A 26,376-nucleotide genomic window follows, 5' to 3' on the forward strand; every position below is an offset into this window, starting at 1 on the left:
GACGTCACGACCATGAGCAAGCCACTCAAGCAGATCCGTCTCGCCGCCCACTTCCCCGGCGTCAACAACACCACCGTCTGGAGCGACCCCGAGGCGGGCAGCCAGATCGACTTCAGCTCGTTCGTGCACTTCGCGCAGACCGCCGAGCGGGCCAAGTTCGACTTCCTCTTCCTCGCCGAAGGACTGCGGCTGCGCGAACAGGGCGGCGAGATATACGACTTGGACGTCGTCGGGCGGCCCGACACCTTCGCCGTGCTGGCCGCCCTGGCGGCCGTCACGGAACGCATCGGCCTGACCGGCACGATCAACTCCACCTTCAACGAGCCCTACGAGGTGGCCCGGCAGTTCGCCACCCTCGACCACCTGTCGGACGGCCGCGCGGGCTGGAACGTCGTCACCTCCTGGGACGCCTTCACGGGTGAGAACTTCCGCCGGGGCGGCTTCCTTCCGGAGCACGAGCGCTACTCGCGGGCGGAGGAATTCCTCTCCACCGCCACCGAGTTGTTCGACTCCTGGCGCGGTGACGAGGTGGTGGCCGACAAGGAGTCCGGCACGTTCCTGCGGGATGCACGGGCCGGTGCGTTCACCCATCGGGGGCGGCACTTCGACATAGCCGGGCAGTTCGACACGCCGCGCGGCCCGCAGGGGCGGCCGGTGATCCTCCAGGCCGGCGACTCCGAGGAGGGGCGTGAGTTCGCCGCATCGAGCGCGGACGCCATCTTCAGCCGCCCCCGCACCCCCGACGAAGGCCGGGCGTTCCACGCGGACGTCAAGGGCCGCCTCGCCCGGCACGGCCGTGCCCCCGACCAGCTGCTGATCCTGCCCAGCGCGACCTTCGTCCTCGCCGACACGGACGCCGACGCCCAGGAGCTGGCCCGCGAGGTGCGCCGCCGCCAGGTCAGCGGCGCCACCGCCATCAAGCACCTCGAGTTCGTCTGGAACCGCGACCTCTCCGGCTACGACCCGGACGGCCCGCTCCCCGACGTCGACCCGGCCCCCGGCGAGCACTCCATCGCCCGAGGACGCGCCCAACTACGGTTGTACCGTGACCCCTTGGCCACCGCCCGGGAGTGGCGGGAGCTCGCGGCGGCCAACAAGTGGTCGATCCGGGAGCTGGTCATCGAGACCGGCAGCCAGGCGTCGTTCGTCGGCTCCCCGGCCACCGTGGCGGAGACCGTCAACTCCCTCGTCCAGACGGACGCCGCCGACGGGTTCGTCCTCGTCCCGCACATCACGCCCCGCGGCCTGGACGACTTCGCCGACACCGTCGTCCCCCTGCTCCAGGAGCGCGGCGTCTTCCGCAGCGAGTACGAGGGCAGCACTCTGCGCGACCACCTCGGCCTGGCCCACCCCGGCGTCGACGCCCACAACGAGAGGGCAGCGTCATGACCGCGACCGCGACCGCGACCGTGCCCCGGAGCCGTTCTGCCGAGGCGCTGCCGTCCTCCGGGTTGCAGCCGGGGGAGCTGCGGCGGGCGTTCGGCGGGTTCCCGACCGGCGTCACGGCGGTCGCCGCGCTGGTGGACGGGAGGCCGGTCGGCCTGGCCCTCAGCTCGTTCACGTCGGTGTCCCTCGACCCGCCGCTGGTCTCGGTCTGCGTGGCCCACACCTCCGAGACCTGGCCCCTGCTGCGCGACCGGGCCCGGATCGGCGTCAGCGTGCTCGGCGCCCACCAGGAGGACGCCTGCCGTCGGCTCGCCGCACGCGACGGCGACCGGTTCGCGGGCCTCGACTGGCGGGCCACCCCGGGCGGGGCGGTCCTGGTCGAGGACGCGGTCGCCAGGTTCGACTGCGGCATTGAGCGGCACATCCCGGCGGGCGACCACGACATCGTGCTGCTCCGGGTCCACGGGCTCGATGCCGACCCTGCAGTGGCGCCACTGGTTTTCCACGGCAGTCGGTTCCGCAGCCTGGAACCCACCGGCCCTGACCCGGCGGCCGGGCCGCCGGGTCAGAGGTAGTCGGAGACGAACGCGCTGAAGGGGACGCCGAGTTCGCGGGTCATCCGGCTGAAGTCGCGGTCGTTCACGGCGCCGTCGTCGACGGTCAGGAAGACCACCTGGTCGGTGGTCGGCACCCGCTGGACCAGCGGCGGCAGCGAGCCCCGCACCGTGACGCCCGGCTGCGCCGTGAGCTCGGGCCGGTCGGCCGGCGGCGCGGGGGCGGCCGGCGGCATTGCGTCGAGCCCCCAGCGCCGGGCGGTCTCGAGGGCCAGCCGGGCGGCCTCGGCAGCCCTTACGGTCGGCTTCAGCGGCCGTGCGCTCCGCCTCGGCCACGGCGGGCTCGGCGGCGTGCACGGCGGCGGGGGCGGTGGCGTGCACTGTGGCGGGAGCGGTTGCGACGGGCGGGGCCGGCGTCTCGTGCTCGGCGGCCGGGCCGGCGCAGCCCCCGACTGCCGCGATGACGCTGACGGTGACGACGGCAAGGGAGATGTCCAGGGCGATGTCCAGGGCGATGAGACGGCGGCCTGTTCGTCGCACCTGCATATCGGCTGATCATCCGCGCCGCGCTTGCGGGAATGCCCGAGCCATGCCGCAGGGTTCACCCGTCCGGCCCAGGTTGACAGGCCCTCCGGGGCGGGCGTACAGAGAGAGAATGCGGCAGGGTGTGCCGACGGGCCGACGCGGCCCGCACGTGACCAGCGGTACGAAGGCGACGCGGAGCACGGCCGCCCGTCCGGGCACCGACCCGGGCGCCGAGGCGGTCACCGACGGGGTCACCGAGCCGGTCACCAGCAGGGACGAGGTGCTCGCCACCGGCCTGCGCCGCGCCGTGCAGCACGTCGCGGCCTACGGCGGCACCGTCTACCTGCGCTCGCCCGACCGCCGTTCCCTGGTGCTCAGCGCCGTCGCCGGGGTGCCGCTGCCCCTGCTCAGCGGCTTCCGGCGGGTCCCCGTCGCCGGGCAGCTGCCCGCCTCGGTGGCGTACCGCACCGGCCGGACCGTCTCGCTGGCCGGCGCCGAGGAGACGATGCGGCGCTTCCCCCGGCTCGCCGTCGGGCTTCCGTACGCCTTCGCCTCCGCCAGCGTGCCCGTCGTCGCCCCCGCCGCCCAGGGCGGCGAGTCGTACGGCGTGCTCGCCACCCTCTGGCCGAGCACCGGCATCGCCATCCCCCCGGCCACCCGCCGCCACCTGCGAACCGCCGCACACCGGCTCGGCGCGGCCCTCGCCGCGCTCGCCGCCGCCGGACACGCCGTCGAGGGCAGCGGCCCGCCGGTCGAGGTCGACCTGCCCGGCCCGTCCGGGCCCGCCGTCCAGGTCGGCTTCTTCGACTGGGATCTGGTCACCGGCGAGATCAGCCCCGACGAAGGGTTCTGCGAGCTGTTCGGCCTCGCCCCCGAGACCTTCGACGGGCGCGCGGCCTCCCTCACCCCGCTGGTCGCCCCCGCGGACGTCCAACCGCTGCGCGCCGCCGTGCTGGCCGCCGCCCGCACCGGCGTACTGCCCGCCCGCACCGTCCGGGTCGCCGACGGCCAGGGCCGCCTGCGGCCCGTCCGGATCTGGGGCCGCTGCCCCGGCGGGCCCGCGCGGACGCACCTGATCGGCGCCGTGCTCGACACCGGCCACGGCGCGGCCGCCGTCGCCGCCGTCGAACGGCTGCGTGACGGCGTCTTCGCCCTCGACCCTGAGGGCCGCGTCGACTACGCCAACCGAAGCCTCGAACTCCTGCTGGACACCCCCCGCGAACGCCTGCTCGGCCACCACCCCTGGACGGTGCTGCCCTGGCTCGCCGACCCCGAGTACGAGGACCGCTACCGCGCCGCGATGCTCTCCCAGCGGCCCACCGCCTTCCTGGCCTGCCGCCCGCCCGACCAGTGGCTCAGCTTCTCGCTCTACCCCGACGCCAACGGCCTCACCGGCCGGGTCGCCCCCACCGGCCCGCCACGTGAACGCCGCACCCCGCAGCCCGAGGCGGAGCCGACCGCCGAGACCTCCGCCCTGCTGCGCACCGGCCCCGGCGCGATGTACCACCTGCTCCAGCTCGCCAGTGCCCTCGGCGAGGCCGTCTCCGTCCGCGAGGTCTGCGACGCCGTCGCCGACCAGATCCTGCCCGGCTTCGGCGGCCAGGAGCTGGCGATCTACCTCTCCCGGGACGGCCGGATGTACCTCGTCGCCCAGCACGGCTACCCCGAGGGCTTCCTCGACGGCTTCGAGGGCGCCTCGCTGCGGGCCCGGCTGCCCGGCACCCAGGCGCTCAGCAACGGCGCGCCGATCTTCTTCGAGACCGAACACGAACTGCTCGCCGCCTACCCCGGCATCCCGCTCGACGAGATGCGCGCCTGGGCCTTCCTCCCGCTGATCGCCTCCGGCCACCCCGTCGGCAGCTGCATCCTCGGCTTCGACGAGAACCACGCCTTCGGGGTCGAGGAGCGCGCCGTGCTCACCGGCCTTGGCGGCCTCATCGCCCAAGCGCTGGAGCGCGCCCGCCTCTACGACGCCGAGTTCACCCTCGCCCGGGGCCTCCAGCAGGCGCTGCTCCCGCACCGGCTGCCCGACATCCCCGACCTGACCATCGCCGCCCGCTACCTGCCCGGCACCCAGGGCATGGAGATCGGCGGCGACTGGTACGACGCCGTCGTCACCCCCGAGGGCGTCTACCTGGTGATCGGCGACGTCGAGGGCCACAGCGTCGGCGCCGCCGCCATCATGGGCCAGCTGCGCAGCGCGGTCCGCGCCTTTGCCACCACCGGCAGGCCGCCCGGAGAGGTGCTCGCCCGCACCAACGAGCTGCTCGTCGACCTCGACCCCGGCCTGCTCGCCAGCTGCTGCCTGCTGCGCCTCGACCCGTCCGACGGCTCGCTCCAGGCCGCCCGCGCCGGGCACCTGCCCCCACTCGTCCGGCACCCCGACGGCCGCACCGAGGCCCTCGACCTCCCCGGCGGCCCACTGCTCGGCGTCGACCACCGCAGCGAGTACCCCGTCACCGACCTACGGTTGGCCCCCGGCGCCGTCCTCGCCCTCTACACCGACGGCTTGGTCGAGGAGCCCGGCAGCTCCATCGACGCGGGCATCGACCACCTCCGCGCCACCCTCGCCCACGCCGTCGAACCCACCCTCGAATCCCTCGCCGACCGCCTCCTCGGCGGCGCCCGCCACCTCGCCCACCGCGCCGACGACGTCGCCCTCCTGCTCACCTCGCTGCGCGGCCAGGTGTCCTGACTACCGCACGGCCCCCTAATTCGATCCCGCTCCGGGAAGCGTCCAGGCGGGCGAGTCGGTCGGCGGAGCCGCGCGCGCCTGCCAGCTCGTGCGGTCGGCGGTGTCGTCCCAGAACGGCACGTCGCCGTAGACGATGCTGTACGCCCAGTACTCGCTCGACTCGTGGCAGACCAGATCGGGGTACGGGGAAAAGGCGACATCGCCCCAGAACCCGTTGACCCGCGCGACCGCCTCCGCCCGGTCCATCGAGAAGTGGGCCTGCATGAACTCGGCGACCTCCGAGAAGAACATCTGCATCGCTGCGTCCGCGGGCATGATGAATTCGCTGACCATTACGTTCCTTGAAGAATGTGTCCTTTGCCGAGCGCCTTGGCGCCGGCCTCTGTGTGGATCGAGATCTGATGACCGCTCAGACGCATCCTTACATTCGGATTTTCGAGACTAGGCATATTCCTCAGCATCTTTCCTTCGACCAGATCATAGTCGTGCATCTTGCCGCCGCCCCGGTGGTGGCGGATGAAATTCTCGAGTGCCGCGTCGTCGTCCGGGCCGAACCGTCGCACCGATAGGGAGTCGAGTTCGTTCTTCGGTGCCTTGAAGTGCAGGACCGCCGGGGCGGTTTTCTTGGCTGCCCAGTCCTCTGCCTGCTTGAGATACTTGGTGACATAGAAGCCACCCTTTCCGAAATCCATAGCACGATTGGAATAGTTGGAATTGATGCCGCCCTTTATAATCCCGTCCGCACCGCTCCGGTTCGTCCCGTGGTAGAGGTCGACCATCTCCGGATCGAGGCCGAGCGGGTCGGCCTCGACCAGCGGGTTGGGCACGTAGCCGTAGGGATTGTCCGCCGGTGACAGGCCCAGCGGGTCGGGGCTGAGATAGCGGCCGCTCTGTGGGTCGTAGTAGCGGAGCACGTTGTAGTGCAGGCCTGTTTCGCGGTCCAGGTACTGGCCCGGGAACCGCAGCGGGCAGTCGTCCTGGCCGGTGGGGTCGGTCGCGTCCTGTCCCCAGATGGTGCCCCAGCGGCGCCAGGAGATGGCACCGGTCCGGTCGACCAGCTCGGTCGGTGCGCCGGCCAGGTCGGTCACGATGGCGTGGAAGCGCCGGTCGACCTCGTCCTGCGAGAGCTCGGCCGTCATGGGCACGGTCCGGTCGAGCTGGGTGAGCGGGAGCTGACCGCCGATGCTCCATTCCCAGGTCGTCGTGCGGTACTCGGCCGCGCCTGCCCGGGTGTGCCGCTGCTCGGCGAGGTGGGCGCCGTCCCAGGTGAAGGTGGTCTCCTCGAGGGCGGTGGCGCCGTCGGCGGCGAGGTGGCGTTTGGCCGTGCGGCGGCCGAGCGGGTCGTAGCTGTAGCGCCAGTGCGTACCGTCGGGCAGCGTGACCTGGGTCAGCTGGTCGTGGCTGTCCCAGCGGTACTGCCAGGTGAGGCGCCCGCCGGAGAGCAGTCGGCGGGTCCGGCGGACGACCCGGCCCTGGCCGTCGTACCCGTACGAGACCCGCCGGTCGGCGCGGGGCAGGCCCCGCACGTCCGGGTCGGTCGGCGGGGTCGGCCGGCCGGCGCCCGACCCGATGCTGACGTTGCCCAGGTGGTCGTACGCGTAGTGCTCGGACCAGTTCGCACCGGTCACGGCGGTGACCCTGGCACGGGAGTCGAGTTGGTACTCCAGCGGGCCGCGGGCGGGGTCGATGCTGCTGGTGGGTGCTCCGTCGGCCCGGTAGCCGAAGGACCGCTGCAGCACTGGCTGTCCGTCGGCCAGCACGGACAGACCGGTCAGTCGGTCGACGGCGTCCCAGCTGCGGTGCAGGGCGGTCGGACCGAAGCGGCGCACCGTCTCCCGTCCCCGGTGGTCGTACTCGAAGGTCAGCGTGTCCGACGCGGTGTCCAGGCTGGTCGGCTGACCGGCCGCGTCGTAGGTCCACCGGCTCTCCACCCCGGCCGGTGTGCGGCGCAGCACGCGCCGGCCGTTCGGGTCGTACGTGTGGGTGAGCTCGGCGCCGTCGTACTCCTCTGCCAGTTGCCTGCCGGTGGCGTCGTAGCGGTAGCGCAGCAGGCTGGTGCCGTCGGTCGCTTCCAGGAGTCGGCCCGCCGGGTCGTAGCCGAAGCGGATGGTCTGCTCGGCCGCAGCCAGTTCGACGGTCTGTCCGCGCGCGTCCCGGCTGAAGGTCAGGGTCTGACCGGCGCCGTTGGTGCGTGCCACCAGTTGGCCCGTCAGGTCTCGGGTGTAGGCGACGGTGCGTCCGCCGAAGTCGGTTTCGCCGACCAGCCCGCCGACGGCGTCGTAGCGGTAGGTCCACTGCGCGCCTGCCGGGTTGGTGACCGCCACCAGCTGCAGTTGGGTGTCGTAGGTGAAGGTGTAACGTGCACCGTCGGATTCGGTCCTGGCGGCGAGCCGGCCGAAGTACGTGTACTCGTAGCGGGTGCGGGCACCGACAGGGTCAAGGTGTTCGATCAGATGCCCGTCGGCGTCGTACGCCCACTCCTGGCGGGCGCCGTCGGGGCCCACCTGCCAGGCCGGGCGGCCCTCGACCGTCCATCCGTAGCGGGTGACGCCGCCGAGCGGATCGGTGAGCGACGTCACCCGGCCGAAGACGTCGCGGGTGCAGTGGGTGACGGCGCCCAGCGGGTCGGTGATCGTCAGGATCAGGCCCGCCCAGTCCGTGGTCACCTCGGTGCGGTGGCCGAGCGGGCTCGTGACGGATTGCGGTTCGCCCCGCTCGCCGTGGGTGTAGGTGGTCCGGGCGCCGAGAGGGTCCACGGTGGCCGTCAGGTTTCCGTGGTGGTCGTACTCGTACTCCCATCGGGTGCCGTCCAGGGCCACGACCTCGACCATGCGGTGCGCGTCGTCGTACGCCATGCTGCTGGCGGTGCCGTCGGGCAGCGTGCTGCGGGTCGGGTTGCCGTCGGTGTCGTACTCGAAGGCGGTGACGGCACCGAGCGGGTCGGTCCGGGACAGCAGTCGGCCGTACCGGTCCCAGGTGGTCGTTGCCACCGCGCCGGTGGAGGCGCTCTCGCGGACCGTCCGGCCGCGGTCGTCGAGGTGGAACACGGTGGAATGGCCGAGTGAGTCGGTCACCGTCGTGGTGCCGTGCTCGGTGTCGTAGGAGAAGACGGCGTCCAGGAAGCCGCCGTCACCACGGGTCTGGACGCAACGTCCGGCGCGGTCGTAGACGTAGCGGTACTGGTGTCCGGTCCGGTTGGTCCAGCCGGTGATCCGGGCAGCGGAGTCGTAGGTATAGCGCAACGGCAGGCCGGAGGAGTCGGTGACGGCGTCGAGATTGCCGTTGCCGTCGTAGCCGAAGGCCACCAGCGGGATCCCCTCGGTGTTGCCGCTCTCGTCGGCCGTGCCGAGCAGCCGCAGGCCGGTGATCCGGCCGTCCGCGGTCGTGACCGCCACCCGGTAGCCGGCACTGTGCCGCACCTCGGACGGCGCGCCGTCGGCGGTGCGGACGACCTCGATCCAGTTGCCGCTGCGGTCGGTGACGGCGATCAGCGGCAGTTGCAGCGCGCCCTCCTCCTGCGCGTGCGGGCCGACCGCCGCCGCGAAGTACCAGGACGTGCCGGTGTGCGGGTCGGTGATCCGCATGGCTCCACCCGGCTCCCCGTCCCAGCGCAGCGACCAGCGCGGGCCCTCGACCGGGGTGACTTCCTCGTCCAGCCGGGGGACGGGGTAGCTGAGCAGCATGCCGTCCGCGGTGGCGAACACGGCGCCCTGGTCGTCGACTTCCAGCCGCTGGTCCAGGGTGGAGGCCCAGGAGCGGCCGAACCAGCCGCCGCAGCGGTAGGACGACACGTGGGTCCGGGACAGTATCAGTGCGAGCACGCCCGGCAGCTCAAGGTCCGTGGCGGTGAGCACCATGTCCCCTGACGCGACGTCGACCGGATCGCTCTTGGTGTTGCGGTTGTGCGCGGGGGTGGAGGTCTCCTTGGGTTTGGTCGCGCCCTCCCGCAGGTTGGATGAGGTCGGCCTGGGGGCACCGGGAGCGCCTGATGTGCCGGGCAGGGGCTTGTTCCAGGCGTTGGGCGGGGGTGTTGGCGCGAGCGCGGGCTTGGGAGGCGCGGAGCTGGAGCTGCCACCGTCCGACCTGCTCTCGAACGGCTTGTTCCCGGCCCCGTGCGGGGTCGCGGGTGGGGCCGGGACACGGGGAGGGGCCGAGGTGCCGGGCAGGGGCTTGTTCCAGGCGTTGGGCGGGGGTTTCTTGACGGAGCCGAGCATCTCGGCCGTCTCGGATTCGTTCTTCGCCGTGTTCTTGGCGATCTGGCGGGCGCCGTGCTCGGTCTCGTTGAGGACACCCCTGTAGGAACCCGCCAAGTCCTCTGACAGTGCTTTTCCGGACTTCTTGGCGACATTCGTGAGGGCATGGGCGACCTGCTTGGTCATGCGAAGTTCAACCCCTCGATGTTCGCCGCGAAGGTCTGGGCATGCTGCTCGACGGTGTCGGCGTGCCGGGCCAGCACCTCGGCGTGGGCGAGCAGTTCGTCGGGATGGATCATGAACCCGCCGCCCGCGTCACTCCCGGAGACACCGAGCATGTCCTCCAGCGCCGAGTAGGTCATCCCGGCCACCGCCTTCTCGATGAGGGCGAGGAGCGGGGTGAGAGCGGCTTCGACGACCTTGGAGATGATGTACTGGACCAGCTGCTGCACCAGGAAGTCGACGGCTGTTTCGGCGGCTTTGACGATGAGGGCCATGGCAGCCTCGGCCAGGCCCAGGGTGGCCACGGCGGCGGCCTGGTCGGCGACGAAGGCGACCGCCATCGCGATCAGCTCGGCGATGCACTCGAGCTTCATCGCGACGATGTATTCGGCCGCCGCGTCCAGGGCCGTGGCGAGCAGGTGGCAGGCGTCCAGCAGGCCGTGCATATGACCCTGCGAGAGGTGGGCCCACTTGGACACCAGCAGCTCGTAGGAGTTCGCCTGGTACGAGGCGCCCATCGCCCGGATCGTACCGCTGGCCTCTTGGTGGGTGTCGTCGATGTTCGTTGCGAAGTCGCGCACGTGGGATGCGAATGTCCGCACCGAGTCTTCATTCACCTGAGGCCAGTTCACTCCGATGAACTGCAGGAACTGCGCTACTTCGTCCGGCAATTGAATTGCCATCAAGTCTCCCCCCGCCCGACTTACTGCCACATGAAGGCATGAAAGAACAGTGGCAGCAGCGGCTCGCCGCTGGGAGGGCCCACAGGACTCAGCTACGCGCCATGCACGTTTAGGAGGCAATCCCTGGGCGACGGAGCAACCCTGCCGGACCTCCAGGGCGGCCCACCCCGACACCGACCGCAACGAAACCTGCCGGCCGGGGAGACGAAACCTCACCGCCGCACGAATCAGAAAAAACAGATCTACCCGACTAAACCTGAAGAATCCGGACCAGTTGGGCAACGAAACCGAACGAATCCCGTCCCTCCCGAGCCGCCCGGTGGCACCATCCGGGGGCGACTCCTCGGACAGCAACTGGGACAGCAACTGGGACAGCGCCCCCCTGCGCTGGGGGGCGTACCCGGTGAGCGCCCCTCCCGCCCGGCCGATGCGGTCAGCTGAGCCGTGGCTCCGCCAGCAGCACCACGCAGTCGGCGGCGGGGTCGAACCCGAGCACCGGATTCCCGTAGTCGCCTTCGGCGGTCATGGCCACCGGCTTGCCCAGTCGGCGGCCGACCGCGCACAGAAAGCCGCACAGGTTGTCCACACCCGTCTGGCCCTGCAACTCGCGAAGGTCGACGGCGAAGTCGATCTCGTCGGCAGACATCGGACGGAAGATCGCCAACATGCCCGGGACCGGCCAGACCCGCAGATCGACCGTCTCCGCACCGGCGGGATGCGACAGCACCTCCGCGGCAGACGGCAACGCTCCGGGGACGCCACCCTCCGAGTACTCCCACGTCCATCCGCTCGACCGGACCAGATCGAACACCGCCTGCCAGCCCTCGACCGAGGTACCCGCCACGCACACGTCCGGCAGAGCACCCATCAGGTCGGGGTCGAAGAAGTCCTTGACGTCGTCCCACAGCAGATCCGGCACCCCGCCATACTGCCCGCCGACACCGCCCGGACGCAGCCCGGGAGCTTGTTGATGGTGAACCGGGTGAGGTCGAACGCCTCGGGATCGCGGGCCTGCCAGGCCGAGTCCGGCGGCAGCGGACCGATCAGTTCGAGTCCGTACTGTGTGCGGGCATCGAGAATGTGGTCCACGCTCACGTAGCCGGCGTCGACATATTCCTGCTCGGGCAACAGGTCCGCGGCAGCGAGGTCGGCGTGCCGGGCGGCGACGGTCTCCACGTCGGAGGTTGTCGCCGGCGTGGTGGCGACGTGGACGATGACGTGCGGGCGGCTCGTTTCGCAGGTCTCGGTGAAGTGGCCCTTGTATCCGCTCCAGCCCACACCGGGCTTGACCCCGTAGCCGGCATCGGTGTCGTACGGGCTCCTGATCGCCACCGCCCCGGGCGGCAGCTCCCCCTTCCCGCGCAGGCGCGGTCCGTCGTGATCGCGGTAGTACTGCTGGACCCAGACCATCCGCAGGACCTCAAGCGCGGGAATCTCCCGCAGCCACGCGGGCGCACCGGCGGCATGGACCGCTTCCAGCAGCTCGTACCCGTCCGTACCGACCGTGACCGCCAACACGGCACGAGCGCTCTCCCCCCGCGGCAGACGGTAGTCACTCGCCCGCTGGGCATACCGCTCCCACCAGGCGACGGCGCGTGGCCGACCAGCCATCCCGGGGCCACCACGGACAAGGCCTCCAGCGCCGCGCGCATCGTCTCCACGGCAAGCTCGAGGCGGTTCAGTATCCGTACACTTGCCAGGACGTGTGTGGCATCGGTGCGTTGACGGCCTCCCTTGGCCAGAAGGTCGTGCTCCCGCAAGACATCGAGCAGCCGCGCGAGGAGCAGCTCGGCTCGGTTGCCCTGCGCCAGCCGGGCGCGGAACTCGCTGAGCACCGAGGCGTCAAGCCCGGATCGGTCAACTCCATGGCCAGGCAGTACTTCCAGTCCACCCGCGCCCGCACCGCGTCGGCCGCCTGGCGGTCCGTCATCCCCTCGGCGAACTGCAGCACCAGCACCATGGCCAGCCGCGCCGGCGAGATCGACGGGTGCCCACGCACCGCGAAGTACTCGGCGAACTGTGCGTCGATGAACACCTCCCCAAGTTCCTCCCGCACCCGGATCGCCAAGCACCCCTTGGGGAACACGGCGTGCGCCACCTGAGCTGTCAGCGGCGGCACCTCGCCGCCCGACCTCGGCCACATCGACACCTGGCCCTGCCCCGCTTCGACGGACACCTGAGCTCAGGGGATTTGTGTCCCCCGGGAGGATGTCCATCATGGAGAGCATGGGGAAGAAGAGGCCTCGGCCTCGCCGGTCGTTCACGCCGGAGTTCAAGGCCGAGATCGTCGCGTTGTGTCGCCAGGGCGACCGCTCGGTCGGCCAGGTGGCCAAGGACTTCGACCTGACGGTGACGGCGGTGCGGGAGTGGGTCAGGCAGGCCGAGGTCGACGCCGGTGACCGGGCCGGCCTGAGCAGTATCGAGCGCGAGGAGCTGGCGGCGTTGCGCCGGGAGAACCGGCGCCTGCGCGAAGACGTGGAGATCCTCAAGCGCGCGACAATTTTCTTCGCGAAGGAGACCCGGTGAACGTGCACCCGTTCATCGAGGCGGAGAAAGTGGGCGGACACAGCGTCAAGCGCGCGTGCGAGCTGCTGCAGGTCTCCCGTGCCGCCTTCTACACCCGTCGCACCGGCACTGTCGGCCCCCGACGGGCCCGCGATCTGGAACTCGGTGACCAGATCGCCCGGGTGCACCAGGACTCGCGCGGCACCTACGGGGCACCGCGCGTCCACGCTGCCCTTCGGCGTGACGGCGCTGCCTGCGGACGCAAGCGCATAGCCCGCCTTATGCGCGTCGCCGGCCTTAAGGGCCGCTGCCCAAAGCGCCGGCAGGTCACCACGGTCGCCGACCCCGGTGCACCCTCGCGCCCCGACCTCGTGCGGCGCGACTTCACGCCCAACAGCGATGCCACCGACCGCCGTTGGTGCGGCGACATTACGTATATCGCCACCGGCGAGGGCTGGCTCTACCTGGCCACCGTCATCGACATCGCCTCCCGCCGGGTCGTCGGCTGGGCCACCGCTGACCATCTGCGCACCGACTTGGTCGCCGACGCCCTGCGCCAGGCCTGCCACCGGCGGCGCCCAGCGCCCGGGGTGGTGTTCCACTCGGATCGCGGCTGCCAGTACACCAGCCGCCAATTCGCTGATCTGGCAAGCGAGTTCGGTATTCGACTGTCGGTCGGACGCACCGGTCAGTGCTGGGACAATGCCCTCGCGGAGTCGTTCTTCGCCACCCTCAAGGGCGAGCTCATCGGCCACCGGACCTGGCCGACCCGGGCTGCCGCCCACGCCGCGATCTTCGAGTTCATCGAGTCCTGGTTCAACCTCCGCCGGCTCCACAGCAGCCTCGACTACCGCAGCCCCGCCGAATACGAAGCCCTTCAAGTAGCCTGACCACCGCACCGAACCTGTCCGTCAAAGCGGGGCAACCTCACACCACGGACCACCGCAACCGAACTCAGGACGCGCACGTATCAACACAGTCCCACGGCCCGAACGATCGCTGCAGCAGTCCCTATGAACTGGCCAGCAGAGTCGTCCCGGGGAAGGCTCAAGGAGCGGCTGACCCGCATCGAGGATGAGAACCGGCGCCTGGTCGAGCTGCTGACGGCCCTCGACCCCGCCCAGCTCCGCCCGCTACAGCTCTGACACCTGGGCAGAAGCAGGCGGGAGTGGGCAGCGCATCAGGTCGCGGGGCTGCCTGGCGCTGCCCGTGGCAGCGCCAGGCTCGTCCTCGGGTCATCACCAGGGCGGGCTCTAGCCGTTGAGGATTGTCACGCTGTACACGTAGACGGTGGAGGGGAAGTTGTGAAGCTTCCCCGTAGACCTGGACACCTGGAGACTGGGACGTGAGGTCCCAGAGGAAGTAGAGCCAGGTGAGCAACAAGCAGGGCAAGCGGTACTCGGACGAGTTCAAGCGGGACGCCGTGACGTTGGTCCGTTCCTCCAGTAAGACGGTCACGGAGGTGGCCCGGGACCTCGGAGTGAGCCCCGAGGGTCTGCGGAGCTGGGTCAAGAAGGACCAGGCCGACCGTGGCGAGGGTAGTTCGGGTGAGCTGACCAGCGCCGAGCGCGAGGAACTTCGTGGCCTGCGCCGGCGGAACCTCGAACAGCAGAAGACCATCGAGGTCCTGAAAAAAGCGACGGTGAACTCAACCGGTCAGCGCAACACCCGAGGTAGGAGAGGGTGTGGCGTATGGCAAGGATGGGTCGTCCCGGGATGTCGGACGCGCAGAAGCGTGAGTTGTGGGACCGGTGGAAGGCTGGCGAGTCGATCAGCGTGATCTCCCGGGCCCTGGGCAGGCCGCCGGGGTCGGTCTTCACGATCCTCAAGTCGAACGGGGGCTACGTCCCCGCCGTTCGGTCGCGTCGGCCGGGGTTCCTGAGCGATGGCGAACGCGAGTCGATTTCCCGGGGTCTGGCCCGGGGCGATTCGATGCGTGCGATTGCCCGGTCGCTGGGGCGGGCCGCGTCGACTATCAGCCGGGAGATCGCACGGAACAAGGGACCTCGGCACTACCGGGCCCTCGATGCGGAGGACCGGGCCTGGGAGCGGGCGCGACGGCGCAAAACCTGCCTGCTGGCTCTGAACGAGCCGCTGCGGGACCTGGTCGCCGCCCGCCTGGCCGAGGACTGGTCGCCTGAGCAGATAGCCGGCCACCTCGCCAAGACCCACCCCGGCGAGCCCGGGATGCGGGTCAGCCACGAGACCATCTACAAGTCCCTGTTCATGCAGGCCCGCGGCGTACTGGCGAAGACCCTGCAGCAACACCTGCGCTCGGGGCGTCCGACGCGGCGCAACGTCCACAACACCGTTACCGGCCAGTGGCGTTCGCAGATCAAGGAAGCCGTTCCGATCCACGAGCGCCCCACCGAGGTCCGCGACCGCCTGGTGCCCGGACACTGGGAGGGAGACCTCGTCATGGGCAGTGGCGTCACCCAGATGGCAACCCTGGTCGAGCGCACCACCCGCTTCACCCTGCTCGTCCAGCTCGACGGGCGGGACACGGCCACCGTCACCGCCCGCATCTCGGCGGCGATGCTCGCTCTGCCCGCCCACCTGCGCAAGACCCTGACCTGGGACCGGGGCATGGAACTGGCCGCCCACAAGGACGTCACCGCGGCCACCGGCCTGGCCGTCTACTTCGCCGACCCGCAAAGCCCCTGGCAACGCGGCACGAACGAGAACACCAACCGCCTCCTGCGCCAGTACTTCCCCAAACGCACCACCATGGCCGGACACACCCAGCAAGACCTCGACCGGATCGCCGAACGACTGAACACCCGACCCCGCAAGACCCTCGACTACGACACCCCAGCCGATAGGCTCACAGCACTGTTGCGCTGACCGGTTGAGTTCACCACGGCCTTCTTCGCGCGGGAGAGCGACCGGTGAGCGAGGTCTACCGGTTCATCGCGGCGGAGAAGGCCACCTACCCGGTCACCTTTCTGTGCCGCGTCCTGGGCGTTCCCCGCTCCTCCTTCTACGCCTGGGCCGACGGGCAGCAGGCCCGGCGCGAGCGGGCACGGGCCGATGCCGCGCTCACCCACGAGATCACCGTGGTGCATCTCGCGTCCAGGGGCGCCTACGGCGTGCCCCGCGTGCACGCCGAACTGCGGCGGCTGGGCCATGCGGTGAACCACAAGCGGGTGGAGCGCCTGATGCGCGAACACGGCATCGCCGGGGTCACCCGACGCCGACGCCGCTCGCTGACCCGCCCGGACCGGCAGTCCCGCCCCGCGCCGGACCTGATCGGCCGTGACTTCACCGCCACCCGGCCCGGAACCCGCCTGGTCGGTGACATCACGTACCTGCCCACCGGAGAGGGCTGGCTCTACCTCGCCTACTGGCTGGACCTGGCCACCCGCGAGGTCGTCGGCTACGCGATGGCCGACCATTACCGCGCCGACCTGGTCGTCGACGCCCTGCACATGGCCCACGGGCGAGGCCGACTGGAACCGGGCTGCATCGCGCACAGCGACCGCGGCAGCGAATACACGTCCACCCAATTCCGCACCACAGCAGCCAAATTGGGCGTCCGGGCGAGCACCGGACGCACCGGATCGTGCTATGACAACGCCGCAGCCGAGAGCTTCTGGGCGCTACTGAAGGCCGAGATCGGCACCCGGACATGGCCGAACAGGGCCGCCGCCCGCGCCGACGTCTTCGCCTTCGTCGAGACCTTCTACAACCGCCAACGCCTACGGAAACACCCCACATGGGGCTACCTCACCCCACACGAGACCCGACAACGACACACCCTCGCAGCATAAGAACGAGTGTCCAGGATCACGGGGTAGCTCCACCTGCGACCTCTGCTCCACCCTGATCCGCCGCTACGGCGAGCGCTGCGCCGCCGCCTGCGACCGGTGCCAGGCGGCTTACAGGTCGAGTGCGCTCTGACGACTCGGAAACGTCACGGCCCGTAACGCTTGGCCTCGGACCGGTACCGCCGATCAGCCGCCTGGAGGCTCCATGGCTGCCAGCCAAGCCCGCAGGCGCAGAAACGTGTCCTTTCGTTTCAGTTCACAGACTCGCTTGTCATGACTTAGACGGATATGCCAACTTCTGTTGGTCGGAGTGGCCCCCTCCTTCCGTTTCAGGGGCCGCAGGATTCGTTTCCGACGGTGCTCCGGTGTGGGACTGCTGACGGGCGCGGTGGGCACGTAGGCGGCAGCGTGCTGAGCAGTGGAGGCGGCGCCTGCCAGTGGGGCTGGCTGGAGGCATCGGGTCGCCGCAGTGGGTGCAACAAGCCTGAGGTGTCGGGTCGTCGGCCGGTTGGATGGGCTCCTCGTCGGCGGCGTGGGGTGCGGCAGCGCGCAGGCGTTCAGTGATGACACCGGCCTGGAAGCGGCTGTCGGCGCCAAGGGCTTCGAGGAGTTCGGAGATGTGCCGTCGGCAGGTGCGCAGTGAGATGCCCAGGCGGCGGGCGATGGCTTCGTCTTTGAGCCCGTTGGAGAGCAGGAGGAGGATGTTCTGTTTGAGGTCCTCGGAGATGTCGTGGGCGGCCTGTGGGCCGAGGGTGAACGGGGTGGCGTTCTCCCAGTCGCGTTCGAACGTTCTGGTCAGGAAGGCCAGGAGGGATGGTTCGCGCACCAGCAGGGCGCCGTCGGGGCCGGCGGGCAGGAAGGCCAGCTCTGCGTCGATGACGATCATCTGGGGCAGCACGTCGGTGAGGGTCCGGATCTCGGCGCCGGCCGCGATGAGCTGCTCGGCGTTGGCCCGGGTGGCCTGGTCGAAGCGTGTGACGTGCTGGTAGAGGTTGCGCATCCGTACACCCGAGGCCAGGAGTTCCAGGTCGCGCGGCAGCGCCTCGCGCATCGCCCCAGGGGGGAACGAACCACCCGGTTTGGATATCAGCAGCTCCCTGCGGCTGGCCCCGACCGCCTCGGTGAGAATGGCCCGGACCGCGAACTTGTCGGTGAGCAGGTCGACCGCGCCGTGCGGATGGGCCAGCCGCCGGCCGTCCAGGTAGAGCGGCATCAGCGCGGCAAACGCCTCGCGCAGCGACTGGAGCTGCTCGCGTTCACGCCGCTGCTCCGCCTCCTGGTGCTGCAGCCTGGTTTCACGTTCGGACAGCAGTTGCGCGCCTGCGGTCTGGGGGCTCTGCGCCTGCCAGGCCCGGTCGGCGGCGGCCGGGGTGCCGAGAGGTTGGAGGAGACGGGCGGCAACCAGGGTCTCGATCGCCGAGCGGCACTCGGCCTCGGACAACTGGCTCTCGTCGGCGGCCCGCGCCACGGCTGCCTCGGCCAAGGGGCCGTTGACGAGGGTCCAGCGGTAGAGGGTCTGGGCCTGCTCACCCAGGACCGGCAGCGGCAGCTCGTAGGCCAACGATTACCTCCTAAACGTGCATGGCGCGCAGATGAGGCATGGGGACGCTCGCGCCGACCTGCTCGCTGCTGCCACTGTTCTCTCAGTGGGAACGCCGCAGATGCGGCACCCGGGACCTGGTCGGTGCCGGGCTGTCAGGGAGGGAGATCCCGTGAAGAAGAGGTTCGCACGGCGGATGGCCGCCGTCGTACTGGGGTTGGTCGTGGCCGCCGGAGGCGCGGTGGTCGGGGCCGGGGCTGCGGCTGCGGCTGCGGGAGACCGCACGACCGCCTGGGACTCGGGGCAGAGCTCCGCTTCCGGCCTCCTCTGCCCTCCGGCCGACACCACAGCCTGGGGCGGTGACCACCGCCACCACTGGCCCTGCAGCTGGCAGCGGTCCCTGTAGACCCCCCGGGAGCAGTGCCGGGTGCGGGGGCAGCGGGATCCATCCGCTGCCGGGTGGGTGGATGCGGACCCACACCCAGGACTGAGAACGGAGAACGTCGTGCGGCGCCGGGGTGCCGCCGCGCCGACGGGACACCCGCGCCCCCATGGCCGGCCCTGCTCGGCCCCGGGCCCCGTCCGGCCGACCCACGGCCAGTTCGGCCGCGGTCGTCGCCGCGCCCCTGAGCACAGCTCGGGCGCCACCTGCCACGACCGCTCGCCAGCCGAGTGAGCCGGCCCTGGGCGCCTGCCGACGGGCCCGCCACGGCCGGTGGCCCTGTCCGCAGCCCCGCGGCGGCGGACGACCCCAGCCCCACACCAACCCGCTCCAGGGCTTCGCCCTGCCCTTTTCCAGGAGGACCGCCTTGCGTCACCACATCATCGGCACGGCCCTGATCACCGCAGCCCTACTGGGCACCGGTTCGGCCGCCTTCGCCGCCACTCCCCGCTCGGTCAGCGACTACCGGGGAGTCTTCGGCGGCAGGTACGCCAGCTACAACGACTGCGTCAGCTCCGGTTCGCTCGGCCTCGGCATGGGTCTGTACTCCCACTACGAGTGCGACCCGATCCCCGGCGGCGCCAACTACAACCTCTACTACCGCTAGCCGACACCGGCTCAGCCACGGCCGCGGGCCCCTCATCGGCCCACGAGAGATCAGGACTTCCGCATGACCGCGAACACCATGCCCACCACCAAGCCTGCCCGGACCCGGGGCCGCGCCGCGGCCCGGCTCGCCGGCGCGCTCGTCAGTACCATCCTGCTCGGCGGCACCGCGCTCGCCGCGGCCCCCCTCGCGCAGGCCGCCGACACGCCCGCCGCGGCGACGGCCCAGCCTCCCAAGCAGCTGGCCTCCGCCCGCACGACCCAGGTCTACCTCGTCAACAAGCTCTCCGGCGTGCGCCTGGACTACAACCAGGCCTCGCTCTCGCACGGCTGTTGGGACAACAACAACCTGCCGCCCGGCTCCATCCCCCCTGGCCACACCGGGGGCTGGGGAAGCCACTCCTGCGGGTTCCTGACGGGAACTCAGGGGCAGGCCACCTTCACGGCGGTGGACGTCAACACCGGCAACGCCGTCACCCAACTCAGCATCGGCTGGGACAACCCTTACTCCGGCGCCAACCACAACACCTGCACCTCCTCAAACAGCGCCTACAAGTGCACCCCGAGCGGCGGCGACGGCAAGGACGCCACCCTTACCCTCACGCTCACCGGCCCCGCCAACGCGGTCCGCAACGCGAGCGCAGTCATCCCCGTATCCGATGGCTCCCCGGCCCGCAGCACCCAGGTCACCGTGTACAACAACAGCGGGCACATCCTTGGCCGGACCAGCGTGGGGCTCGACCACGGCATCTGGTCCGGCAGCCAGCTGCCGCCCTCGCTGATCAACCCCGGTACCAGGGCGGTCTGGTCGAGCGAGTCCGCCGGCTTCATGACCGGCACCGAGGGCTCTGCGGACTACTTCATGGCCGGCGTCGGCCCGGTCACGATCACGTGGGACAACCCCTACTCCGGCCACAACGGCTACACCTGCACCCCGCCGGGCGGCCACTCCTGCTCGATCAGCGGCGACAACCACAACAACGCCCGCGTCACCTTCAACATCTACTAATCGCTGCCGACTTCACCGAGCCGTCCGCCACCCGCGCCCACCCACAGAGAGCAGCACAGCCGATGAGCCGCAAACTCGCCGCATCCGTCGTCACCCTCGCCACCGCCGTCAGCCTGCTGACGCCGCTGGCCTCAGCCTCAGCCGCCACCCCGTCCCAAAGCCACGCCGTGGCGGCCGTCCAGTCGGTCAGCCGGGCCGTCAGCAGCACCGTCAACTGGGACCTCGACAATCCCCAGTCATACGGGACGATGATCATCAACCTGCGCCAGGCCGCTACCGAGGGGACCGAGGGCGGCGTGGCCGTCACCTACCCCCGCACCGACGAGGGCCTCATCGCCGTCAACATCACGGGTGTCGGCCGAGAGCTCACGCTCTACTTCACCCGGAACAACCTCTACCTGCGAGGGTTCGGCCTGACCAACGGCGACATGGTCTACGGGTTCAACGACTGGCCGCTGCAGAACCACATCGACGTGCCCGGCTACACACCGCTCTCCTTCGGCAGTTCCTACATCGATCTCCAGCACACCGCCGGCACCAACCGCGCGGGCTTTGTCTACGGCACCGAGTCCCTCCAGCAGGACCTCCGGACGCTGACTGGATTCGCCCCGGGCGGCAACAACGCACAGGCGGCCAGGGCGCTCCTGCGGTTGATCTCGGCCACATCCGAGGCGGCCCGGTTCAACCCCATCGAGGTTGTCATCGGCACGGCGATCAACAACCACCACCCGGCCACCCTGACGCCGCGGCAGGTCAGCATGGAGAACGAGTGGGGATCGATCTCCGCCTACGGGGTGGCACAGGCTGAGCACCACCCCGCCAACCCTGTCACCTTCAACGGGGTCACCTTCAACTCCATGCGCATCGTCGCGGCGTGGCTCGCCCTGATGCTGCGACCCGGTACCGGCAGCTAGATTCCGTCCGGACGGTGCCGACCGGTCCCGTCCCGCCCCTAGCGCCAGCCACGGCCCTCGGGGGCAGGACGGACGGAACCTCAACCATCGTATGGAGCGGCACGCCAGCGGGTCCTTGGTGAGGATGGCGTCTGGTACGGCGCCAGCACCTCTTCGGTATCGGCCGAATCCATGCCGCGGCGGCCCTGTCCCGAAATCGGTGGTGGCGCTGTGTGGTGATCACTGGAGGAGGATGCGGTGGCGGAGCAGGGGGAACTGGCCCTGCCCCGCTTTGAACGGACACCTGAGATCGGGGGCCTTGGTCCCCCGGGGAGGATGTCCATCGTGGGAAGCATGGCGAAGTAGAAGCCTCGGCCTCGCCGGTCGTTCACACCGGAGTTCAAGTCCGAGATCGTCGCGTTGTGCTGCCAGGGCGACCGCACGGTCGGCCAGGTGGCCAAGGACTTCGACCTGACCGAGACGGCGGCGCGGGCCTGGGTCAAGCAGGCCGAGACCGATGCGGGCGAGCGCCGCTGCCCAACTGCGCGGCTATAACCTTGCCCTCTGGGACACCGACCTCACCCCGCTCGGCGACGCCCTGCACCACCTCAAGATCGCCTACCCGCCGCTCCTGCCCTCCGGTCGATCGCCATCGTCGACCGCCCGCTGCTCGTCGAGGCCTAGAACCTGATGCGCTGCCACCTGGGTGGTGCTGCGGATCTCCTCGCTGAGGGCGTGCAGCACCACCTCGGCGTCCCGTTCGGCGATGTACCCGGGAACGGCATCCAGGACATAGAGCTGGGGCAGGCCAGTCATGATCCGGCGCCGTTCCTCGAGCGGCTGCGCCAGGCAAAGCTGGCCGCCGACAATGGGCACAACGTCACCGGTCCGGTGACCGACTTGGAAATGGCGGTCGCCCCCGCATCCGTCCCCCAGAGATGCGGAGCCGCATGATGCGTGCAGCTGCTGACCGGTCGCTGCCGACGGGGCGTGGCGGGGCTCAGAGGGGGATGATGCGGGTGAGCCTCACGACGTGATTGTTCGTGTCGATGACGTACTCGACCAGGCCGCGTCCGTGCGGGATAGGGAGTCTGCGCCAGTCGCCGGCACTATCGCGGGCGGTGCTGGCCTCGAGCCACGGGTCTTCGGCGATGGCGACGGTGAGTGCGACGATCGCGCTGAACAAGTCGACCGGCAGCTTCGGATCGGCCAAGGCGTCCTGGACGGACTCGGACGGCTCGACCGGCCACAGGTCATCCGGCTCTTCCTCGCTCACTCCGGCAGGTCTCCGCCCCGCTCACGGCGCAGTCGTACGACGTCGGCCATGGTGACGGTGGGCAGGGCGCCGGTGCGGGCGGCCGCGATGATGCGGTCCTGCTCGGGGTCGGTGTCCATCTCGGCTTCGCACCACCAGCGGTTGAGAACCTGCTCGGCCTGGTCGATGGAGGCCTGGCCGAGTTCGCGGTAGAACTCCATTCGGCGGCCGCCCTGCAGCGCGGCGGCGATGCCGTCCAGAGTGCGCGGCACGCGGGGCTGCGGCTGCTGGTACACGGGGTGGACGCTCATCTGCTGGACCTCCTGGCTCTTCGACACCACGGTATCCGCTGCCGACTGCTCCTCGGGCCGCAGTCGCCCTGAACCTCGTTCGATTCGGTCGTGGCCACCACCGCAGGCCACGACCGCCTGCTGCTCCGCACCCTCGGGCTCGCCGTCGAGCAACCGCGCGACGGGCACCCGCCGGGATCACCCCCGCACCTCGCGGGCTGCAGCTGCGCCGGGCGGCCCGCTGGAGGAGGAGGCGTGGGTGCGCGACCGGTCGTGTGCGCGGCCGCGCTGCTCGCGGTGGAGCACGCAGACTCGGCTACCCCGGCCAGCTCGCCCCGAGGTCGACACCCCGTTGCGCCGGCTGAACCACACCTCCCTCCGAGTGCGAGCGGCTCGTCCTGGCCGGGATCGGGCCGCAACGGGCGCCGGGCGTGTGGGGCCCCGCCGAACCGATGGAGGGCGCCGGGCCGACGGCGCTGACGAAAGCGCCGCACCACTACGCCAACCCCAGCACGAGTGAGCCAGGCACGAGCGCCGCTCACGCCGCTGCGAGTCGAACCACGCCGCGCGGGACGTAGCCTTCAGTGCTGCCGAAGACAGCGCAGCCCTTTCGGCGCGGCAGACCGCCCCGGCATTACCTAGCGGCCGGTAGACGCACAACCCACTGATGACAAGGAAACCCATGGCAACTGACTACGACGCACCGCGCAAAACTGATGAGGACGGGGCGCACGACAGCATCGAAGAGCTGAAGACCCGGCGCACCGACACCTCATCCTCCGCCATCGACGCTGTCGATCAGCTCGAGTCCATCGACGGTGTGGAACTGCCTGGGGCTGACCTCTCGGGCGAGGAACTCACCATCGCCGTCCAACCCGTGCAGACCGACGAATTCACCTGCTCGAGCTGCTTCCTCGTCCACCACCGCACCCGGCTCGCGCGCCTCAAGGACGGCAAGCCCATCTGCCAGGACTGCGACTGACCAACCACCTGGCCCTGTTCACGTCGAGGGCAGTGTGTGAAGTTGCCTCCGACTGCGGCGGCCTCGGACCACCCCGCCCGCCACACACACCCGCTCCACCAGCACCATCAACCGGTGAGGCGGCCGACGTCGGAAGCGGCGTAGCCTACGGGCAAAGCAGCATACCAACGATCTTGTGGGGAACCATGGCCGAGACGGCCTCGCTGACGGACTGGTCGGACGAGATGCGCGGGGAGCAGCTGCGCCGCACCGCACGGGGAGGCTGATCGAGGATCCGTCCCACGATGACGATGCTGCTGCTCATGGGCACCGTTATGGAGGGCGCCCCGTTCACCCGCGAGGAACTGGGACCGTTCGCCGCAACGCGGTCCAACCCGGTCGGCGCCCTCACCCACTCCTGCTGGGACACCGGTGACGAGCTCGACGAGGAGGAGCAGGGCGCCATCCACCTACGCGAGCCGCTCGGATCCGTCGTCGACATCGCCTGGGAGCACGGGACCCGCGGGCTGCGCCTGCACCTGGACGACGCGGTGCTCCCGGCTTGGGACAACGACCTGGTCGAACCGGTCCTCGGCACGGCGGTACCGGTCGATCCCGACACGCTGGTTCGGCGCCGGTACGTGCACTGGGTCCGTCTGGACGGCGTCGGAACCTCCCGCAAGGTCCGCATCTGCACCCAGGCGCCCTCCCGGGAGACCGAGTGGTTCGGCCTTGACGAGTGCCACATGTCTGCGGACGGCTTCCGGACACCGGCCGTCGAGGAGATCCTCTCCGCGCAGCGCACCACCTGGCGGCCCCCAGCACCGACGTACAACCGGCAACCGACCGTCCTGCAGCGCCTGGAGGGGGCCCTGAAGTTCGGCTCCCTGGAGATCGTGCGGTCCGAGTGCCGCACGGTCGAGGCCGGCGGACCGTACGAGGAACCCGAAGCGCAGGCCGTGGCCGGAATGCTGGAGCGCGCACATCTGTGGCTGAACCAGCAGGAGCAACTGAGTGAGGACCTGTTCGGGCGTCTTGCGCATGCACTGCGCGAAGGCGAGGCCGAGGCGGTCCACTCCCTGCTCGTCCAGGTGAACTTCAAAGCCGCCCGCGACCGCACCGCCACGCAGCACGAGATAGCCTCCCGGGCCGCGGCGTTCCTCAAAGACCAGAAGCGCCAGGCTCGTGAAGCCCAGCGGGCCCTTCAAGCAGCCGCGGCGAAGGGTGCACGCGTCAGCACCAGGTCCCGCCGGGCGCAGCCCGCCCCGACCCCTGAGCCCCGCAAGGTGAGGGCTGATCCGACGGAGGTCGCGCACCAGCGGCTGGGGGGCATCCTCGGCGACCTGCGGCGGCTCGGGGACCGGACGGGACCCCGCACCATGCTGTACCTGCTGTACCTGCTGTACCTGCTGTACCTGCTGGACGCGCTGGCCACGGCGCTGAAAAGCGCGGGGAACCGGGTGACCCCCGCGCAGCGTGAGGAGGCCGAGCTGTGGCTCTCGCGCGGCCGGCGGCTGCGCGGCGCGACCGCCACCCAAGCTGCGGCAGCGCCCAGGAAGGCGGCCGGCGTTCCGGCCTCACCGCGCAGTCCGCAGGCCAGGGAGGTTTAGCGCCGGTCCGTCCAGGCCGGGGAGGGCACGAGCAAGGGGAAGGCGGAGGCGGTGCCCGCCGCCCGGCGTAGCACGTCTGCCGAGCCGCAGGGACAGACAAAGCAGAAGATGGTGCCAACGGGCCCGCCCCGGCTGCCGGCCGGATCGGTGGACCAGGTAGCGGCTGCGGTGGGCGAAGCGTTGAAGAAGGCCGCCCGGGAGCGCTCCATCACCTCCTGGTCGCAGCTGCGCCGCCAACTGGGCAGCGCGTTGCCCGCCTTGCACCCGGACGACCGGGTGGAGGTGCTGCTGCGGGTGGAGAGGAACACCTCGGCGAGCGAACCGTTGCTGTCCTCGCTGTTGGCCGCGGATGGCGCCAGGTCCCTGGCCATGTACCGGGTTCTGGCCGCGCGCCTTGGGCGGGGGGTGCCTCCTGACGACGCGGCGGCTCGTGCGCAGTGGCAGCAGGAGATCCTCCGGCTCCAGCAGCTGTTTCGTCACCGCTGACCTGTCGCGGCGCACCCACCAGTCTGACCGGGTCACCGGGCTGTTGCCGCAGCCACCGTTACGGGCGTGACGACCAGATCGGGCAGTAGGTGCTGTGGGTGCTGAGCATGATGACCGTGCCGCCGTCCATGACCTTGCGCGTGAGGACGACGTCGCAGCAGTTTGCGGTCGGGGACCGACGGGGTTCGAGGCTGTTCCAGACGCGTGGGTCGTCCGAATCATCCTGAAGGACCTGTACGTCCCGGTCCGGGGTCTCGGCTTCCCGCCACTGCGGCACGCCTTCGGAAGAACCGGAGAGCGAGCGACCCGACCACCCCTTCGGGGTGCCTCGACGGGGGACGTGTTCGATGGGGACCCCGAGAGCGAGAGCTCGTGCTTGCAGGCGGCGGCGGTTGCGGCGTTCGGACATCGCACCACCATGCCCGCCCGGACTTCGTCCGCACCAGTCACCGTGGCTGTTGAGGCCCTGGTACGAACTTGAACGGAGTGGGCCTGCCTCGGCTCGCTGGTCCGGCGTGCCTCCCACAACCCCCAGGAGCTGGCCGACCTCGAGGAGGCCCTCGCCCTGGCCCTGGCCCAGTACCGAGTCCGGCAGGCCGCCGGCGAGGCCACGGGCTGCCGCGCCGCACGAGCAGGTCTGCGCCCAGCTCGGTCTGGGACCCGCCGCTTGAGCTTCACGATCATCTGGGACGAGACGGCCATCAACGCCGCCGCCCCGCCCGCCAACAAGCTTCTGGCCCCCGGCGTCGGCCTG

The 26,376-nt window shown here is 70.5% G+C and carries 28 protein-coding genes; 16 read left to right on the plus strand and 12 right to left on the minus strand.

All coding sequences use genetic code 11. The features are described from left to right. Positions 1–12: 12 nt before the first annotated feature. Together ACR68M_RS33590 and ACR68M_RS33595 are read left to right on the plus strand one after the other, a co-directional pair. Positions 13–1,389, plus strand: coding sequence for an NtaA/DmoA family FMN-dependent monooxygenase (locus ACR68M_RS33590; protein ID WP_441247934.1), 1,377 nt, complete (start codon positions 13–15; stop codon positions 1,387–1,389). Then, a complete protein-coding gene (locus ACR68M_RS33595; RefSeq protein ID WP_441247935.1) occupies positions 1,386–1,961 on the plus strand; it encodes a flavin reductase family protein in 576 nt (191 codons plus the stop codon). The genes ACR68M_RS33590 and ACR68M_RS33595 overlap by 4 nt, the downstream gene beginning before the upstream one ends. Here ACR68M_RS33595 and ACR68M_RS33600 read toward each other — a convergent pair. Beyond that, positions 1,952–2,176 carry a hypothetical protein gene (locus ACR68M_RS33600; protein WP_441247936.1) on the minus strand — a complete coding sequence of 75 codons (225 nt, stop codon included), beginning with the start codon at positions 2,174–2,176 and terminating at the stop codon, positions 1,952–1,954. The genes ACR68M_RS33595 and ACR68M_RS33600 overlap by 10 nt on opposite strands. 419 nt (positions 2,177–2,595) lie before the next feature. Between ACR68M_RS33600 and ACR68M_RS33605 the strand changes: the two genes are divergently transcribed. Then, positions 2,596–5,160: a SpoIIE family protein phosphatase gene (locus ACR68M_RS33605; protein ID WP_441247937.1), complete on the plus strand. Its 2,565-nt coding sequence runs from the start codon at positions 2,596–2,598 to the stop codon at positions 5,158–5,160. 15 nt (positions 5,161–5,175) lie between these two features. Here the strand turns inward: ACR68M_RS33605 and ACR68M_RS33610 are convergent, their stop codons facing one another. From ACR68M_RS33610 to ACR68M_RS33635, 6 genes are all read right to left on the minus strand, one after another. After that, entirely contained in the window at positions 5,176–5,475 is a 300-nt protein-coding gene (locus tag ACR68M_RS33610; protein ID WP_441247938.1) for a hypothetical protein, read from the minus strand. 17 nt (positions 5,476–5,492) lie between these two features. Further along, positions 5,493–9,539: a DUF6531 domain-containing protein gene (locus ACR68M_RS33615; RefSeq protein WP_441247939.1), complete on the minus strand. Its 4,047-nt coding sequence runs from the start codon at positions 9,537–9,539 to the stop codon at positions 5,493–5,495. Then, entirely contained in the window at positions 9,536–10,156 is a 621-nt protein-coding gene (locus ACR68M_RS33620) for a hypothetical protein (protein ID WP_441247940.1), read from the minus strand. Before ACR68M_RS33620 ends, ACR68M_RS33615 begins: the two co-directional genes overlap by 4 nt. Before the next feature lie 535 nt (positions 10,157–10,691). Beyond that, the gene (locus tag ACR68M_RS33625) at positions 10,692–11,177 is read right to left on the minus strand and encodes a hypothetical protein (protein WP_441247941.1); all 486 of its coding nucleotides are present in this window, start codon (positions 11,175–11,177) and stop codon (positions 10,692–10,694) included. Continuing rightward, positions 11,126–11,773 carry a hypothetical protein gene (locus tag ACR68M_RS33630; RefSeq protein WP_441247942.1) on the minus strand — a complete coding sequence of 216 codons (648 nt, stop codon included), beginning with the start codon at positions 11,771–11,773 and terminating at the stop codon, positions 11,126–11,128. Before ACR68M_RS33630 ends, ACR68M_RS33625 begins: the two co-directional genes overlap by 52 nt. Before the next feature lie 163 nt (positions 11,774–11,936). Beyond that, complete coding sequence (locus tag ACR68M_RS33635; RefSeq protein WP_441251788.1) at positions 11,937–12,401, minus strand: transposase; 465 nt, start codon at positions 12,399–12,401, stop codon at positions 11,937–11,939. Between the two features lie 83 nt (positions 12,402–12,484). Between ACR68M_RS33635 and ACR68M_RS33640 the strand changes: the two genes are divergently transcribed. The 6 genes from ACR68M_RS33640 (at position 12,485) to ACR68M_RS33665 (ending at position 16,533) form a co-directional block, all read left to right on the plus strand. Further along, a complete protein-coding gene (locus ACR68M_RS33640) occupies positions 12,485–12,784 on the plus strand; it encodes a transposase (protein ID WP_441247943.1) in 300 nt (99 codons plus the stop codon). Then, positions 12,781–13,653, plus strand: coding sequence for an IS3 family transposase (locus ACR68M_RS33645; protein WP_441247944.1), 873 nt, complete (start codon positions 12,781–12,783; stop codon positions 13,651–13,653). Before ACR68M_RS33640 ends, ACR68M_RS33645 begins: the two co-directional genes overlap by 4 nt. Positions 13,654–13,776: 123 nt before the next feature. Beyond that, positions 13,777–13,908 carry a hypothetical protein gene (locus ACR68M_RS33650; protein WP_441247945.1) on the plus strand — a complete coding sequence of 44 codons (132 nt, stop codon included), beginning with the start codon at positions 13,777–13,779 and terminating at the stop codon, positions 13,906–13,908. Positions 13,909–14,135: 227 nt separating this feature from the next. Beyond that, positions 14,136–14,543 (plus strand): transposase, encoded by a 408-nt coding sequence (locus ACR68M_RS33655; protein WP_441247946.1) that lies wholly within the window; start codon positions 14,136–14,138, stop codon positions 14,541–14,543. Beyond that, entirely contained in the window at positions 14,456–15,607 is a 1,152-nt protein-coding gene (locus ACR68M_RS33660; protein ID WP_441247947.1) for an IS30 family transposase, read from the plus strand. Before ACR68M_RS33655 ends, ACR68M_RS33660 begins: the two co-directional genes overlap by 88 nt. Positions 15,608–15,651: 44 nt before the next feature. Then, positions 15,652–16,533 (plus strand): IS3 family transposase, encoded by an 882-nt coding sequence (locus ACR68M_RS33665; RefSeq protein WP_441247948.1) that lies wholly within the window; start codon positions 15,652–15,654, stop codon positions 16,531–16,533. A 268-nt stretch (positions 16,534–16,801) separates the two neighbouring features. Here the strand turns inward: ACR68M_RS33665 and ACR68M_RS33670 are convergent, their stop codons facing one another. After that, on the minus strand, positions 16,802–18,091 hold the full coding sequence (locus ACR68M_RS33670; protein ID WP_441247949.1) for a helix-turn-helix domain-containing protein: 1,290 nt from the start codon (positions 18,089–18,091) through the stop codon (positions 16,802–16,804). 151 nt (positions 18,092–18,242) lie between these two features. Between ACR68M_RS33670 and ACR68M_RS33675 the strand changes: the two genes are divergently transcribed. The 5 genes from ACR68M_RS33675 to ACR68M_RS33695 all read left to right on the plus strand — a co-directional run bounded on the left by ACR68M_RS33675 (position 18,243) and on the right by ACR68M_RS33695 (position 21,575). After that, positions 18,243–18,476: a hypothetical protein gene (locus ACR68M_RS33675; RefSeq protein WP_441247950.1), complete on the plus strand. Its 234-nt coding sequence runs from the start codon at positions 18,243–18,245 to the stop codon at positions 18,474–18,476. Positions 18,477–18,879: 403 nt separating this feature from the next. Beyond that, positions 18,880–19,119, plus strand: coding sequence for a hypothetical protein (locus ACR68M_RS33680; protein WP_441247951.1), 240 nt, complete (start codon positions 18,880–18,882; stop codon positions 19,117–19,119). Between the two features lie 63 nt (positions 19,120–19,182). Next, positions 19,183–20,127: a Crystal protein ET79 gene (locus tag ACR68M_RS33685; RefSeq protein ID WP_441247952.1), complete on the plus strand. Its 945-nt coding sequence runs from the start codon at positions 19,183–19,185 to the stop codon at positions 20,125–20,127. Positions 20,128–20,189: 62 nt separating this feature from the next. Next, positions 20,190–21,041: a ribosome-inactivating family protein gene (locus ACR68M_RS33690; RefSeq protein ID WP_441247953.1), complete on the plus strand. Its 852-nt coding sequence runs from the start codon at positions 20,190–20,192 to the stop codon at positions 21,039–21,041. 399 nt (positions 21,042–21,440) lie between these two features. Continuing rightward, a complete protein-coding gene (locus tag ACR68M_RS33695; protein ID WP_441247954.1) occupies positions 21,441–21,575 on the plus strand; it encodes a hypothetical protein in 135 nt (44 codons plus the stop codon). A gap of 63 nt (positions 21,576–21,638) precedes the next feature. Here the strand turns inward: ACR68M_RS33695 and ACR68M_RS33700 are convergent, their stop codons facing one another. The 3 genes from ACR68M_RS33700 to ACR68M_RS33710 form a co-directional block, all read right to left on the minus strand. Beyond that, on the minus strand, positions 21,639–21,896 hold the full coding sequence (locus ACR68M_RS33700) for a hypothetical protein (RefSeq protein WP_441247955.1): 258 nt from the start codon (positions 21,894–21,896) through the stop codon (positions 21,639–21,641). 124 nt (positions 21,897–22,020) lie between these two features. After that, positions 22,021–22,296 (minus strand): hypothetical protein, encoded by a 276-nt coding sequence (locus ACR68M_RS33705; RefSeq protein ID WP_441247956.1) that lies wholly within the window; start codon positions 22,294–22,296, stop codon positions 22,021–22,023. Then, positions 22,293–22,586: a hypothetical protein gene (locus ACR68M_RS33710; protein ID WP_441247957.1), complete on the minus strand. Its 294-nt coding sequence runs from the start codon at positions 22,584–22,586 to the stop codon at positions 22,293–22,295. The genes ACR68M_RS33705 and ACR68M_RS33710 overlap by 4 nt, the downstream gene beginning before the upstream one ends. 661 nt (positions 22,587–23,247) lie before the next feature. Between ACR68M_RS33710 and ACR68M_RS33715 the strand changes: the two genes are divergently transcribed. Beyond that, positions 23,248–23,547 carry a DUF4193 domain-containing protein gene (locus tag ACR68M_RS33715; RefSeq protein WP_441247958.1) on the plus strand — a complete coding sequence of 100 codons (300 nt, stop codon included), beginning with the start codon at positions 23,248–23,250 and terminating at the stop codon, positions 23,545–23,547. A 284-nt stretch (positions 23,548–23,831) separates the two neighbouring features. Continuing rightward, positions 23,832–25,136: a hypothetical protein gene (locus ACR68M_RS33720; RefSeq protein WP_441247959.1), complete on the plus strand. Its 1,305-nt coding sequence runs from the start codon at positions 23,832–23,834 to the stop codon at positions 25,134–25,136. Here ACR68M_RS33720 and ACR68M_RS33725 read toward each other — a convergent pair. After that, complete coding sequence (locus tag ACR68M_RS33725) at positions 25,133–25,507, minus strand: hypothetical protein (RefSeq protein WP_441247960.1); 375 nt, start codon at positions 25,505–25,507, stop codon at positions 25,133–25,135. The two genes, ACR68M_RS33720 and ACR68M_RS33725, sit on opposite strands and share 4 nt — an antisense overlap. Positions 25,508–26,376: the final 869 nt, after the last annotated feature.

The sequence above is a fragment of the Kitasatospora sp. McL0602 genome (assembly GCF_052076145.1).
Taxonomy (GTDB): domain Bacteria; phylum Actinomycetota; class Actinomycetes; order Streptomycetales; family Streptomycetaceae; genus Kitasatospora.

What these genes read in the sequence shown, in the direction of transcription:
- ACR68M_RS33600 (WP_441247936.1), bottom strand. Translation starts at nt 2,176, where the DNA reads ATGCCGCCGGCCGCCCCCGCGCCGCCGGCCGACCGGCCCGAGCTCACG.
- ACR68M_RS33615 (WP_441247939.1), bottom strand. Translation starts at nt 9,539, where the DNA reads ATGACCAAGCAGGTCGCCCATGCCCTCACGAATGTCGCCAAGAAGTCC.
- ACR68M_RS33660 (WP_441247947.1), top strand. Translation starts at nt 14,456, where the DNA reads ATGGCAAGGATGGGTCGTCCCGGGATGTCGGACGCGCAGAAGCGTGAG.
- ACR68M_RS33610 (WP_441247938.1), bottom strand. Translation starts at nt 5,475, where the DNA reads ATGCCCGCGGACGCAGCGATGCAGATGTTCTTCTCGGAGGTCGCCGAG.
- ACR68M_RS33725 (WP_441247960.1), bottom strand. Translation starts at nt 25,507, where the DNA reads ATGGCCAGGGACCTGGCGCCATCCGCGGCCAACAGCGAGGACAGCAAC.
- ACR68M_RS33640 (WP_441247943.1), top strand. Translation starts at nt 12,485, where the DNA reads ATGGGGAAGAAGAGGCCTCGGCCTCGCCGGTCGTTCACGCCGGAGTTC.
- ACR68M_RS33710 (WP_441247957.1), bottom strand. Translation starts at nt 22,586, where the DNA reads ATGAGCGTCCACCCCGTGTACCAGCAGCCGCAGCCCCGCGTGCCGCGC.
- ACR68M_RS33685 (WP_441247952.1), top strand. Translation starts at nt 19,183, where the DNA reads ATGACCGCGAACACCATGCCCACCACCAAGCCTGCCCGGACCCGGGGC.
- ACR68M_RS33720 (WP_441247959.1), top strand. Translation starts at nt 23,832, where the DNA reads ATGACGATGCTGCTGCTCATGGGCACCGTTATGGAGGGCGCCCCGTTC.
- ACR68M_RS33590 (WP_441247934.1), top strand. Translation starts at nt 13, where the DNA reads ATGAGCAAGCCACTCAAGCAGATCCGTCTCGCCGCCCACTTCCCCGGC.
- ACR68M_RS33650 (WP_441247945.1), top strand. Translation starts at nt 13,777, where the DNA reads ATGAACTGGCCAGCAGAGTCGTCCCGGGGAAGGCTCAAGGAGCGGCTG.
- ACR68M_RS33690 (WP_441247953.1), top strand. Translation starts at nt 20,190, where the DNA reads ATGAGCCGCAAACTCGCCGCATCCGTCGTCACCCTCGCCACCGCCGTC.
- ACR68M_RS33635 (WP_441251788.1), bottom strand. Translation starts at nt 12,401, where the DNA reads ATGTGGCCGAGGTCGGGCGGCGAGGTGCCGCCGCTGACAGCTCAGGTG.
- ACR68M_RS33715 (WP_441247958.1), top strand. Translation starts at nt 23,248, where the DNA reads ATGGCAACTGACTACGACGCACCGCGCAAAACTGATGAGGACGGGGCG.
- ACR68M_RS33605 (WP_441247937.1), top strand. Translation starts at nt 2,596, where the DNA reads ATGCGGCAGGGTGTGCCGACGGGCCGACGCGGCCCGCACGTGACCAGC.
- ACR68M_RS33595 (WP_441247935.1), top strand. Translation starts at nt 1,386, where the DNA reads ATGACCGCGACCGCGACCGCGACCGTGCCCCGGAGCCGTTCTGCCGAG.